The 13,043-nt window shown below is 51.9% G+C and carries 12 protein-coding genes; 5 read left to right on the forward strand and 7 right to left on the reverse strand.

Annotated features, from left to right (window positions below):
* From HRU78_05785 to HRU78_05800, 4 genes are all read right to left on the reverse strand, one after another.
* Complete coding sequence (locus HRU78_05785) at window positions 1-1,185, reverse strand: carbamoyltransferase HypF (GenBank protein ID QOJ23224.1); 1,185 nt, start codon at window positions 1,183-1,185, stop codon at window positions 1-3.
* Entirely contained in the window at window positions 1,115-2,035 is a 921-nt protein-coding gene (gene hypB / locus HRU78_05790) for a hydrogenase nickel incorporation protein HypB (GenBank protein QOJ23225.1), read from the reverse strand. The genes HRU78_05785 and hypB overlap by 71 nt, the downstream gene beginning before the upstream one ends.
* A gap of 12 nt (window positions 2,036-2,047) precedes the next feature.
* A complete protein-coding gene (hypA, locus tag HRU78_05795; protein ID QOJ23226.1) occupies window positions 2,048-2,389 on the reverse strand; it encodes a hydrogenase maturation nickel metallochaperone HypA in 342 nt (113 codons plus the stop codon).
* Between the two features lie 83 nt (window positions 2,390-2,472).
* Entirely contained in the window at window positions 2,473-2,916 is a 444-nt protein-coding gene (locus HRU78_05800; protein QOJ23227.1) for a hydrogenase maturation protease, read from the reverse strand.
* Window positions 2,917-2,990: 74 nt separating this feature from the next.
* On the opposite strand from HRU78_05800, the gene HRU78_05805 reads away from it, so the two are divergent.
* Genes HRU78_05805 through HRU78_05815 form a run of 3 tightly spaced genes read left to right on the forward strand, consistent with a single transcriptional unit; the run spans window position 2,991 to window position 4,162 of the window.
* Window positions 2,991-3,572 (forward strand): hypothetical protein, encoded by a 582-nt coding sequence (locus tag HRU78_05805; GenBank protein QOJ23228.1) that lies wholly within the window; start codon window positions 2,991-2,993, stop codon window positions 3,570-3,572.
* Window positions 3,569-3,940, forward strand: a complete 372-nt coding sequence (locus HRU78_05810; protein QOJ23229.1) for a hypothetical protein — start codon at window positions 3,569-3,571, stop codon at window positions 3,938-3,940. The genes HRU78_05805 and HRU78_05810 overlap by 4 nt, the downstream gene beginning before the upstream one ends.
* Window positions 3,941-3,973: 33 nt before the next feature.
* On the forward strand, window positions 3,974-4,162 hold the full coding sequence (locus HRU78_05815) for a hypothetical protein (protein QOJ23230.1): 189 nt from the start codon (window positions 3,974-3,976) through the stop codon (window positions 4,160-4,162).
* A 3-nt stretch (window positions 4,163-4,165) separates the two neighbouring features.
* Here the strand turns inward: HRU78_05815 and HRU78_05820 are convergent, their stop codons facing one another.
* From HRU78_05820 to HRU78_05830, 3 genes are read right to left on the reverse strand one after another with little or no spacing between them, the layout of a single operon-like run.
* Entirely contained in the window at window positions 4,166-4,801 is a 636-nt protein-coding gene (locus tag HRU78_05820) for an SLATT domain-containing protein (GenBank protein ID QOJ23231.1), read from the reverse strand.
* Window positions 4,802-4,828: 27 nt separating this feature from the next.
* Window positions 4,829-7,603, reverse strand: coding sequence for a WD40 repeat domain-containing protein (locus tag HRU78_05825; protein QOJ23232.1), 2,775 nt, complete (start codon window positions 7,601-7,603; stop codon window positions 4,829-4,831).
* Window positions 7,600-9,096: a toll/interleukin-1 receptor domain-containing protein gene (locus tag HRU78_05830; protein QOJ23233.1), complete on the reverse strand. Its 1,497-nt coding sequence runs from the start codon at window positions 9,094-9,096 to the stop codon at window positions 7,600-7,602. Before HRU78_05830 ends, HRU78_05825 begins: the two co-directional genes overlap by 4 nt.
* A 238-nt stretch (window positions 9,097-9,334) precedes the next feature.
* Between HRU78_05830 and HRU78_05835 the strand changes: the two genes are divergently transcribed.
* The gene (locus HRU78_05835; protein QOJ24937.1) at window positions 9,335-11,257 is read left to right on the forward strand and encodes an ATP-dependent DNA helicase; all 1,923 of its coding nucleotides are present in this window, start codon (window positions 9,335-9,337) and stop codon (window positions 11,255-11,257) included.
* Window positions 11,258-11,314: 57 nt separating this feature from the next.
* The gene (locus HRU78_05840) at window positions 11,315-13,006 is read left to right on the forward strand and encodes a hypothetical protein (GenBank protein QOJ23234.1); all 1,692 of its coding nucleotides are present in this window, start codon (window positions 11,315-11,317) and stop codon (window positions 13,004-13,006) included.
* Window positions 13,007-13,043 lie beyond the last annotated feature (37 nt).

Here is a 13,043-nt window from a genome sequence, read left to right on the forward strand (position 1 = left end):
TTATAACGGGTTATGGTGCAGTGCCACCCATGCTTGTCCCAGTGCGATCGCACTATCATCCGGCAATAACCGCTGACCGGCGAATACCGTGCAATTTGCAGCAGTCAACCGGCGCATCAAGCCGTGCCGCAATACGGCGTTGTGAAAACATCCGCCACCCAGTGCCAATTGCGAAATATCATGTTGCTTGGCCGAGCGTTCCAGCCACTCCGTCAATCCGGTGATCAACGTCGCATGAAACAGAGCAGCGGCATGAGCAACATCGTGCTTGGCGTCGTGGAAATCGATCATCGCAGCCAGTAAGGGGGAAAAATCCAGATGGTTGTCCGTATTGATGCGATAACCTTCCGCCAATGCTGCAATTTCTCCATGCTGTTCGGCCAGCTGCTGCAACTGTATTGCAGCTTGCGCCTCGTGCGATTGAATCGCACAGATGCCGAGCAGACCGGCCGCCGCATCGAATAAACGCCCCATGCTGGACGTTTGCGGACAATTCAGATTTCTTGCCAGCATCGTAGCAACCGTCGCAGCCGCCGGTTGATCCGGGAAATACCGGGTAATTTCGGTGCCGCGATCAAGCCGGGTCAATGCTGCTGCCGCCATGCGCCAAGGTTCCTGCGCGGCGCGATCGCCGCCGGGTAAAGCCAGCGGTGTCAAATGACCGAGCCGCTCGAAACGGGCGCCGTCGACCAGCAGCAATTCACCACCCCACGGCGCGTTATCCGTTCCCAAGCCGACACCATCCGACGCCAGACCTAATACCGGTCCGGTTAGTTGATGTTCGGCACAGACCGCAGCGATATGGGCGTGATGGTGTTGCACTGCGAGCAGCGGAATTTGCTGTTGCTCAGCATAAGCTTGCGCGAATTGCGTGCTGTAAAAATCTGGATGCAGGTCGTGCGTCACGATGGCGGGCTGAATGGCATAGTCCCGGCACATGCGCTGCACGGTCTGATCGAATTGATCGCGTGCTTCCGCCGTAGCCAAATCGCCGATAAGCGGAGAAATATGCACCGTATTTCCTTGCGTTACGCAGACGGTATTTTTTAACCAGGCGCCGCAGGCTAAAACGGGAGGACCGCCGATGGTTAGGGCAATAGGTGTGTCGAATGGATCAACCAAGTTGAGAGTCGTGCGGTTGTGCTGCTTGAGAAATTGCTGCCGCGCGGCGGCAACCGATTTCAATCCAATCGACCCAAGCGTGCATGCCGCTGTCTTGCGTGGCGGAAATCTGCATCACCGGCAATCCGGGGTGAACACGGTGTGCATAGTCAATGACCAAATTGACGTCAAAAGTCAGATAGGGCAACAGGTCGCATTTGTTCAGCATCATCAAATCCGCGGCATGGAACATATCGGGGTACTTCAACGGCTTGTCTTCACCTTCGGTGACCGACAGAATCACCACTTTGTGCGCTTCGCCCAAATCGAAACCGGAAGGACACACCAGATTACCGACATTCTCGATGAACAGCAGGCTGTTATGCTGCAGTGGCAACTGCTGCAAGGCATGGCCGACCATCTGCGCATCCAGATGGCAGCCCTTGCCGGTATTGATTTGCAGCGCCGGAACGCCGGTCGCGCGGATACGTGCGGCATCATGATCGGTTTGCTGATCGCCCTCGATCACGGCGATTGGGAGCCGGTCACGCAGTAATTCGATGGTTTTTACCAGCAAGGTGGTTTTGCCGGAACCCGGACTGGAAACCAGATTGAGCGCGAAAATGCCGCGCCCGGCCAAGTACCGCCGGTTCTCGGCAGCATACTGATTGTTTTTTGCCAGAATGTTGCGTTCGATTTTCACTATCCGGGTCTGGCTCATGCCGGGTGCATGCGTACCGGCAATGCCGGTTCCGAAATGAATCGTGTCAGCCGCCTGCCGGTCTGCAACAGTTGATGGCGCAAGTTCATGCGGGTGCGCTTGGCCGGATTGCAGCGGACGGAAACGCAACTGCTCATCGGCGCGCGGCCGCACTGGCATTGCTTTGCCATTCAGACGGGTTTGGCCAATCCCGCAACCGCAAGTCGTACACATAATCGCTTCCTTTTATTCCACTTCCAGTTCTCGAATACGCATTTCATTACCCTGCGTGACTTGCAGCGCATAACTGCCGCAGTGCGGGCAGGCTTCATGATACGCGGCAACCGGAGAAATGCGGTTGCATGCTTGGCATACCGCCTGTCCTGCAATATCGATAATTTCCAGTTTGGCTTGCCGGGCGATACTGTCTTCCGTCACCACGGCAAAAAAGAAACGCAACGATTCCTGCTCGACGCAAGCCAGTTGACCGATTTCCAGCCACACCGTTTTGACGCGGTTAAACGGCTGCGCAATCGCGGCTTCCTCGATCTGTTGCAGGATATTTTCGGCGAGCGATAGTTCGTGCATCGATTGCCTGATGTCATGGAGTCGAAAAAATCAAATGCCATTATCGCTAAAACTGGGAAAGCTTCAAATTCACAGTAAGTTTTTCACGCGTGTTGTGCATGCCACTGCCGGATTTTACGGATCGCTGCAATCAGGTTGTGGTTCGCCTGCGTGCTTAAAGCATCACCCAATTCAAAGCGATAACCACGGATGCGCAGTAAAAAAGCCGGCGGTTCTGCACCTTGCCGGATGTGCTGGTAGACATGCAGCAATGCCGCCGGTGTTAAGGCATGGCTGGTATAACTATCGTCTTTTTCCGCGCGCACGGCTGAGTATTCGAAAGGCTCCCGGCACGACATGTCGGCGTCGGCAAAAATAATCTGATCGAATCCGCTTAAGTCGGTAGCATGCTCAATCAACAGTTGCATGTCAACGAGGCAGGTGATCCCGGCTAATCCAAGCTGATTGACACGTTCAATGAGCAAGGGCCCTAAAGCATCGTCCCCGCGTCCGGGATTGCCGTAGCCGAATAACAGCAATTTGTTCATGTAATACCTTGCAAGGTAACATCAGGGAAGAATAAATTAACACGCGCATAAACAGAATGGCAACGGGAGGAGTTATGGATCGCGCAGTTGGACAAAAATCGCTGATCACGCTGTTCATGCGGCGGTTGACTGTTCTTTGCGGTATTGTGCTGATCCTGCTGGCGCTGCATGCCAAAGCGATGGACCGGAACGCCATCGCAATCGGTATCATTTCGCCCAAGGATGGCAGCAGCTTGGTTTTGGCCGGTGAATCGCTCGAGGAAAGCATCCGGCTGGTGTTTGACCACTTCGAACCGCTGCAGGTCGGCGATTTGCAGATAAAGCTCAAGTTGATTCCGTGGAACGATAGCGGCAAGCCAGAAATGGCGGCCGACGGCGCGATAAAGCTGGTGCAAGAAGATCATGTCGTGGCGATATTGGGGCCGGTCAACAGCGGCTCGACCAAGGAAGCGTTACAAATCTGGCGCTCAGCGGCCAGCACGAATTGCCGGAAGCGCAAGCGTTGCGGCAAAAGCTGTTGCGCGTGCTCGAAAGCGAAACGTTCGATTCATTGGAACCATGGCGCAGTATCAGCTTCAGCCAAGGAAGATTCGATCAGATACCGACCGCACCGATTTATCGCATCACCTGCGGCGTTACGCGCGAGGATGGTTTGAATGCGCATCCGTGGGTGCACCTCGCGGTCGAGCAGTTTAATCCGTGGCTCGAAACGCCGGTCGAAGTGCAACTGAATGCGCACGGTGTCGAATCCGGCAAGCTCGGTGTGTACCGGGTTGATCCGCTGACCAATCATGAACATCTGGTCGAAGATCGCAGTGTGAAATTCTCCGCCGGTAAAGCCATCGAGCGGTTTCATCTGCTGGAGCGCGGCCTGTATCACTTCAAAATGCTCGACGTGCCGTTTTATCCGACGCTCACCGAAACCAACGTGGATTTGTCCAACACCTACCTGATTTCCGCGCTCGCCGCACTGGTCGGCGCGCTGCTGGCGGTCAGCCGTGCAGGTGCGACGGTCTGGACCTAGCTCATCCGTGTCCCGGCGGGTGTCGTCGCCGGTTTGCTGCTGACATTTTGCTCTTTCTATGGCCAGCAAGTTTCCGGCTGGTTACCGATTCCGTCGTTTGGCAGCGAGCCGGTGGTCAACGCAACGCTCACCGGTTTGCTGGGTGGATTGATGGGGTCGCACATGATGACCGATTTGTTACTGGCGTGGGCGCGACGGTTGTTGCCGGGTAAATCCGCTTGAGCGTTACGCTGGTTTGCTCGTGTCTTGCGTAGCGGTTTTGGCTTTCGTACCGTTGTCGATCTGCTTCAGCGCATCCTGAAACTCAGCCAGCCACTGATCGGTTTCCTGCCGGATAATGGCGTCCACTTGATACAAAAATGCTTTGCAGCGGCTCAAAACGGCTTGCGTTTGTTCCACACTCGGCTGCGCGTTATCCCATCCGGCTTGTTCCAGCTCGTAATCCATCTGGAATTCGTGCAGAATTTGCCGGATCTGATGCTCGGCGGCGATGAAGCGCATCCACGCGGACGAATAACCGCAAAACTTGTCGATGGCCAAAGCCACGCCCGCCAACCCTAAAGCAATGGAAGCCCAGGCTGGTGATGAAAATTGATAAATCTCGCTGATGATGGGCAAAAGACCGGCCAGCGCTGTTAAGCCGATGGTGCCAAGCCTGAGTCCCTGTGCCCAGAATTTCTTTTGGCGTTTGGAAAGCAAATACCAGTCGATCGCATCCAGCGCGTGCTTTTCGGCGCGTTGATACACGGTATGAATCGATTCACGGCGGTGTTCGAGACTCCAGTCGAGCACATGACTGGCCTCCGGCTGCACATCGCGGCGTGCGGTATCCGGTTTGGGATTGTTTGTATTTTCAGTCATGCTGAATTTCCTCGAGTGTGTTCAAAATTACTGTTCTTGCGCGATGATATCCGCCACACCAAAGCGGCGGCGCTCTTCATCAGTCAGGTCGCGTCCGACGCGGCGTTTCAGTTCTGCGGCAATTTCCTCGATGGGGCGGCAAACATCGCAAGACCAAAGCCGGGCGATATTTTCAAAGCTCCAAGTCAAAATCGTTCCGCCATCTAGGAAGAACTGGGCACCCAAAACAATTCTTTGGTGATTTTTCTTTTCGTGATCTTGCATCACATGCAATGGCTTGCCGCTTGCCACATCCCAGTAAAAAATTTTGTCGTAATTCCAGATCAAGGCCAACTTTCCATCTGGAGAAAACTGGGCATCTTCAAAAAATCCTTCATGATCTTGTAGTACGTGCAATGGCTTGCCGCTTACCGCATCCCACAAACGAGCAGTTTCATGTCCACTCCAAGTCAGTATCGTTTTGCCATCGGGTGAAAGTTTAACTCCTGAAACATTTTTTTTATGACCCTGTAACACGTTTAATAGATTGCCGCTTGTTGCATCCCACAAGTGGACAGTATTGTCCTTGCTACTGACCAGTACCGTCTTGCCATCCGGGAAAAACTGAACGTCCCAAAAATGTTCTTCACCACCATTCAGCACGTACAATAGCTGGCCACTTGACGCATTCCACAGCCGGGTGGTTTTGACATGGCCTCTATTTTTACTACTATAGGTCAGTACCGTTTTGCCATCCGGGGAAAATTGGGCACTAACTCCAGCATCATTCCCCTGCAACACATACATCAGCTTACCGCTTACCGTATCCCACAGCCGGGCAGTTTTGTCTCGACTACTTGTCAGAATTGTTTTGCCATCTGGGGAAAATTGAGCGTCATTAATCTCATAATTATGACCTCGTAAACTGGCTTGGAACGTATAGGCAGTAAAAACACTAAGTAAGTGGCTTTCGACTTTTGCGCTATTGTCTATTTTCCATGCAGCCAATCCAAGCAAAATACTTTGATCTGGCGTAACAAGCTTCAAATTTTCCGCGGTAGAAATCAAAGCATTTGCATGCCCAGAGCGCGCCAGTTTCTCGGCATGATTCTTGGCTTGGGTGGCGTGATCTTTTTCCCCATCCGCGCGGATTCTTTCTTGCTCTGCGTGCTGCCAAAATCCAAAAGAAATGACCGAGAACAGGATTGCAACCAATGCTGCGCCGATGGCCCAATAACTCTTGATGCGGCTTGATTTTGCAAATGCTTCGGCTTGTAGCTTTTCTTTTTCGGCATGTTCCGCTAATTGGCGTTGCAGTGCGGCTTCCGCTTCCAATCGCTCAGTTTCGGCTTGCTGTTTCTTTTGAACAATTCGATGACTGTTTTCAATGAATGTCTTAATCGATTGGAAATCGTGCTGCCCCAGATAGCGCGTTACCCACTGCTGGGGCACATAGTATTTGTTCATGCGTTCCAACCATTGCAATGCACGATGGCTGTCATTTTCATCCAGCCAGCCACTGCCGGTTTGTTGGTGACGCTCCAAGCGATAATGCCACTCTTTCAATTCGGCAGCATCGAGCGCTTCTTCGTCGAGCCATTTCTTGTATAAATGCCATTGGCGGAACAAGCTTTCGTGACTGATGTCGATCAGCGTTTCTTCAGTAATAGTTTCAGTTGCCGGTGGCAACAGAAAACCTGCGCCTTCTTTGCGGTATGCATTGATTACCGTCAGCACAGAATCTCGATTGGAATCACCGGTCAGTTCGATCAATTGTTGTAAGGTTTGCGGCCGCCGCACGTCGCGGCTTTCACGGCGCTCGACCAGTGCCGGAAATACTTGCCGGGCAATCGCTTGCTGTTGCGGTGTGAGTTGGTTGTAGATTTCCGACGCGTGGTTATCGATGGCGAATGCCAGCTTGGGCATGGCTTCGCCTTCATTCGTTGCCGGCGGTTTGCAAATGACGGCAAAGTCTTGTGCTTCGATGCGGTTGCGCCCTTTATCCTTGGCATGGTTCCACATGCGCAGCAAGGCGTGCTCTAGAACAGGCAGTTCATCGCCGCCTTCCAGCGTGTTGATCAGACGGTTAACCAACACCGGATCGATATCGCTACCGATCAGGGCGAGCGGAGAGGCGATGATCGATTTCAGTTGCTCCGGCCGCAGCCGTGGTGTCAGGTACAACCCGCTGTTGATCGCTTCCGGCAAACCGAAGAACGTTACGCAGTTGCCGAGAAAATCGGAACGCATCGTGATCACGACATAAACCGGCACCTGCCCGGATTCGGATACCGAACGCAACAGCAGCTTGATGAACGCTTCCGCTTCGTCGACGTTTTGCTGGCGGTAGCGGAAAATTTCCTCGAACTGATCGACGACCAGCAGCAAGGCTTCGACGTTGAACAATGCGGCGCGCCGCTGATACTGTTCGACCAGCGCCAGTGGATTGATCGCAAATTGCGCGCGTAACGAAGCCATCGATGCTGTGCGGTCGTCGCCATCGATCCAGCGTTGATCTTCGGTCAATTTTTCCACCAGATTGTGCAGCGGCGCATCGCCAGGTTTGGTGATGTGCACGTTCCAGCGGTATCCGGCCGATGCCAGCGCACCGCGGTGCAATGCCGGAATCAAACCAGCGCGAACCAGCGACGATTTGCCCGAACCGGAAGCACCGATTACGGCAATGAAACGCTGTTGATGCTCCAATTTGGCGAGCAAATCCCGCACATGCGCTTCGCGGCCAAAAAACAGCAAGGCATCTTTTTCCTCAAACGGCCGCAAGCCGACATATGGCGCGGGAAGCGTGAGGGTAATGCGCTTCATTGCGTCAGCCCTTGCAGGAATGACACCAAATCTTGCTCGTAGACGGGCACGACATCTTCGGAATCGATGCCGAAAACCTTGGCGACATCGCCGTCGAGCAAATAGACACCCCAACGCAACAAAGGAAGATCGGCTTCCGCGATTTGGTTCAGAAAAAAGGTCAAACGGCTGTGTGCCGTTAGAAATTTGCTTTTGTCGGTATAAATGGTAATTCCGGCCAGGCAGGGGCGCAGAAATTCCTTGATGTCGATGCCATTGTTACCCAGAGGCGCCTCATCGGGCAGGGCGCGAATGTCATACCGATGTTGTTTGATGGTGGCACGCAAAGTTTTGCTCAAATCATCGGTACTGGCGAGATCATCGACAAAAAGGACCTTTTTACCCAATTTGGATTGCGATGATTGAAGCGACGCTGAAATCGCTTTACTGCGCTTAGCTTTTTCCGCTTGCAGGCGCTCAATGATTTCGGTTTTAAAGTTATTCAGATTGGTGACACGAAGGAATTCGGTTTCAAACAACTTGGCGTGCGCTTGATCGTTGATTTGACCAGAAACCGGCAATTGTTCGCACCATTGCAGGATTGGCTTGCTAGCTTCACGTGCGAGCTGAAATTGCAATTGCGGGAGTGGTGCCGGGTATCCTTTGGTTTTGCGTCCTACCGTGGGCGACAGCAGTTGCACAAACAATTCGCTGCGTTTGAGATCTCTCGGGAAAGCGCTATTAAATTCCTCTATCGACAAGCCAACGCAGTCGCCATCCGGTAGCACCAGAAATTTCTCCGCTTCAAGCGCCAATTTAATTTCATTGCGCTTGGGTTCCAAGTCATCGGTGACATCCGCGAGCAGAATAGTGCAGGGTGTTACCGCTTTATGATCGTCAGACTTAGTAGTAACGGTTTTTACCACCGCTCCGGTGTGATTTATCGCTGGGAGAACGGTTTTTTTGGCTAAACGTTCGTCAATAGCCGTTCGCAGCGTATTAAGCGAATTCCAATAGTGAATCCTGACTTTGTCGTCATTGTCGCTGGGCGTAGGGTAACCAGCCAGGATGGGTACACTGCCATCGATGGGTTGAACCCAGAATTTTGCATGAATGTTGTGCTTGCGAATGTTCCGGATGTTTTCCGGCAAACCGGTCAGTTGTTCATAAGGAAACAACTCAACGACAAAAACATCAACCGGTTTTTCCGGGTTAGCGGAATGTGCTTGGATAAAATGCTTCAGTTCTTTACCGCACCATGTGGATTCGGCGTAGTTTCGTGACAGAAACAGGACTAATAGTTTACTGTTGGTTACTTTGTCGATCAGCGTGTCGCTGAATTCGTCGCCCGGTTTGAGTTGATAATCAATGAAGATCCGTTTCTCGAGAACGTTCGGACCGGTATTCAGATTGGCTGCAAGAGTACCGATCCAGCCCATTTCAGCCGCGGAGCCATGAGGAATTTTATTATCAGCATGCGCATAGCTGATAAAAACATCGTATGCCTCTGTCACATATCCCCCTGATTCTTCATTTGCGCAAATTACAAATTAATCTTTCATCTAACCGGCGGTGAATATTAGCAATATCAGGCGGATTTATAAACCATTTTTCATGCCGAAGCGAACACCAACCGCTAACTTTTGCGCATCCAGTATAATGCACCAGGTTTTTCCCGATTTATTCCCGAGTTTGGCGGTTCCGGCAAAAGTAGGGCGCATTTTTATTTTTAGCAGCCGCTTTCCTGATTTTATGTTTGATATCGATTCTATTTTCGCACCGGACGGCGCGCTTTCGCAGCATATTGCAGGATTCCGTACGCGCGCACAGCAGGTGGAAATGGCGCAAGCGATTGCGGATACGATCGCCAAGCATCAAATTCTGGTGGCCGAGGCGGGTACCGGTACCGGCAAGACGTTTGCTTATCTGGCGCCTGCGCTGCTGGCGGGTGGCAAGGTGATTATTTCGACCGGCACTAAAACCTTGCAGGATCAGTTGTTCAATCGCGATATTCCGACCGTGCGTGCGGCGCTGAAAATCCCTGTCACCGTGGCATTGCTGAAAGGGCGCGCCAATTATATTTGCCACTACCATCTGGAACGAAGTTTGCAGGATACCCACCTCAGTTTCATCAACCGCGATGAGATTCACTATTTGCAATTGATCGAGCGCTATGCCAATCGAAGTCAAAGCGGCGATAAAAGTGGATTGAGCGAGGTTCCCGAGAATGCTGCGATCTGGCAGAACGTCACGTCCACGCGCGATAGTTGCCTGGGTTCCGAGTGTCCCAGTTACAAAAAATGTTTCGTCATGGAGGCGCGTAAGCAAGCGCTGGCGGCGGATGTCGTGGTGGTGAACCATCATTTGTTTTTTGCCGACGTTATGTTGCGCGATGAGGGATTGTCGGAGCTGCTGCCGGCGTGCAATACCGTCATATTCGATGAGGCGCACCAGTTGCCGGAAACCGCCAGTTTGTTTTTCGGCGAATCGGTCAGCACCGGGCAGTTGCTCGATCTGGCGCGCGATGCCAAAGTGGAAGCGGTTCAGGCGGCTGGGGATTTTACCGCGCTGCAGGATGCCATCGCGGCGATGGAAAAAGCTGCGCGCGACGTGCGCCTGACGATTGCGGAAGAAAACACGCGGTTATCGCTGGCGGCAGTGAAGCAAAATCGCGGTTTTAGCGATGCGCTGGACAATTTACTGGAGAAATTGACGGCTCTGGTGAAATTGTTGGAGAGCCAAGCGGAGCGTTCCGAAGGGCTGGAAAATTGCCGTCAGCGTGCCGCAGGGCATTTATATCTGATGCAGCGCTGGCGCGACGAAACCGGGATGCAGGATCATGTGCGCTGGGTCGAGGTATATCACCATGCTTTGCAATTGAACGCGACACCGCTGTCGATTGCGGAGATTTTTCAGCGGCAAATGGCTTCATCGCCGCGCGCCTGGATTTTTACTTCGGCGACGTTGTCGGTGAAAAAGGATTTTAGCCACTACAATGACGAAATGGGACTGACTGCGGCGCAAACGGCGTGCTGGGAGAGTCCGTTCAACTTCGCGCAGCAGGCGCTGCTGTATGTACCGCAAGGTTTGCCGGAGCCGCATGATAAAACGTATACCGACCGGGTTGTGCAAGCGGCGTTGCCGGTGTTACGCGCGAGCCGCGGGCGGGCTTTTTTTCTCTGCACCAGCTTGCGCGCGATGCAGCGTGTGCATGAGTTGCTGCAGACTGCCGGTGATTTCGATTTTCCGCTGTTGCTGCAAGGGCAGGGTTCGCGCTCCAGTATGCTGGAACGCTTCCGGGCATTGAACAATGCTGTGCTCATCGGCAGCCAGTCGTTCTGGGAAGGTGTCGACGTGCGCGGCGAAGCGCTGTCGTTGGTGATCATCGATAAACTGCCGTTTGCACCCCCGGACGATCCGGTGTTGTCCGCGCGCATCGATAAAATGAACAGCGAGGGCAGGAATGCGTTTATGGAATATCAATTACCGCGTGCCGTGATCAATCTGAAACAGGGTGCGGGCCGGTTGATCCGCGATGAAGCGGATCGCGGCGTATTGATGATCTGCGATCCACGCCTGACCACGAAAACCTACGGCAAACAAATATGGCAAAGCTTACCACCGATGAAGCGGACGCGCGATCTGGCGGAAGTCGAACGTTTCTTTGCCGATTGATGTCTTCAGAATAGACGCTGTTCTGCCAATCAGAATCAATTATTCATTTGCTGAACTATGAAAGCTGATTTTATTTCTGGTCTACTGGTTTTTCTTTTATCCGGCGCGATGTTACTGGCTGCGGGTACCGCTGCCGGTAAGATCGATATACCGTTGATCGCCGATGAAAAGGAGAAGCAAAAAGAACAGACCGTCGTCAAGCTGAATGACATTATCAGAAGCATTAAACTGCAAAAAGTTGCAGCAGAATCGAAATCGCGATTGCTACTGAAAGCCAAGACGGAGCAGGAAAAAAAACGAATTCAAGCTGAACTGAATGAACTAAGCGACGATATCGCGGAACAGGAATCATCGTTTGAAATGATACTGACAGCCGGGTTGGAGTTAAGCCGTGAAGAGACGGTGGATAAGCGCGAGTTTGATTGGAAAAAGGATTTGCTGGAGATCGTGCAGCCGATCATGAGCGAGTTGCGTCAGTTCACGGAGAAAAAACGCAAGACGGATAATCTGCAAAAAAAAATCGACTTTTATAAATCACAAGTTCGCATCATTCAAGAAGTATTGAAGCATATCGCCGGAATTAACAAAGCAGGGTTTGAAAAAGAAGCACTGGTGGAATTTGAACGGATTGCCGGTAAATGGCAAAGCCAGTTGGAAGAAAATCAGCATTTGCTGGAAGTCGTGCAATTGCAGCTCGATGAAATGATCAAATCGCAGGCCATCAAGGAAGTATCGCTGGGTGAACATATCCAGCAATTTGCCGCCGGGCGCGGCGCAACTTTGCTGCTGGCGCTGAGTGCCTTCATCAGTGTTTATTTTTCGATGCTGTTGTTGTTAAAGTTCTTGCGCTGGCTTACCAATCGCAAGGAAGAGGAAAGAAGCACTTACTATCAGCGTATTATCACCTTGTGTTATCACTTCCTGATGACCGTGTTATCGATAACGGCGGCATTTTACGTACTCAGTGCGCGTAACGATCAGGTATTGACCGGAATTACAGTATTGTTGCTGATCAGTATAGTCTGGATATTGAAAAGCTCTATTCCAAGCTATATCAACGAGCTGCGGATATTGCTCAATACCGGATCGGTCAGGGAAGGTGAGTGCATTATCTATAATGGCATTCCGATGAAAGTGGAGAGTTTGAATTACTACACCAAACTGACCAATCCGGTGCTCCCCGGCCTGGAATTGCGATTGACGCTGGCTGAGTTAGCCAAATACGTTTCCCGGCCGTATGCAATGAACGAGCCTTGGTTTCCGTGCCAAGTGGGTGATTACGTGATGCTGTCCGATAATACTTTTGCCATGGTTAACTACATTACTTTGGAAAATATTTTATTATCGCAAACGAACGGGTGGATGCCCATTACGTATAGTATTCCCGATTTTCTTGCGGCCAAACCGAAAAATCTCTCACTTGGATTTACGGTTGTCAGCGATTTCCGCATTGATTACAAACATCAAGCGCAGTGCATCACGGTCATTCCGGAAATATTATGCGATGGCATCCGCCGCGGTTTGCTGCAGGAATCCTATGGTCAGTCATTAATCGATGTGGCGGTGCGATTTGTGCAAGCCAATACATCGTCGCTGGATTACAAACTGATCGCATCGTTCGATGGTACGGTCGCCGGAGAGTTTTTCACCATTCAGTTCGCCATGCAACGTTATGCCGTGGAAGTTTGCAATCAGCAGCAGTGGGTCATACCGTTCAATCAATTGGTTGTGCATAACGCCAAGGATTGAACGGCATGACAAATTCTGCCGGTACGATATTTTTCGA

Source organism: Gammaproteobacteria bacterium (assembly GCA_015709635.1).
In the GTDB taxonomy this organism is placed as follows: domain Bacteria; phylum Pseudomonadota; class Gammaproteobacteria; order Burkholderiales; family Nitrosomonadaceae; genus Nitrosomonas.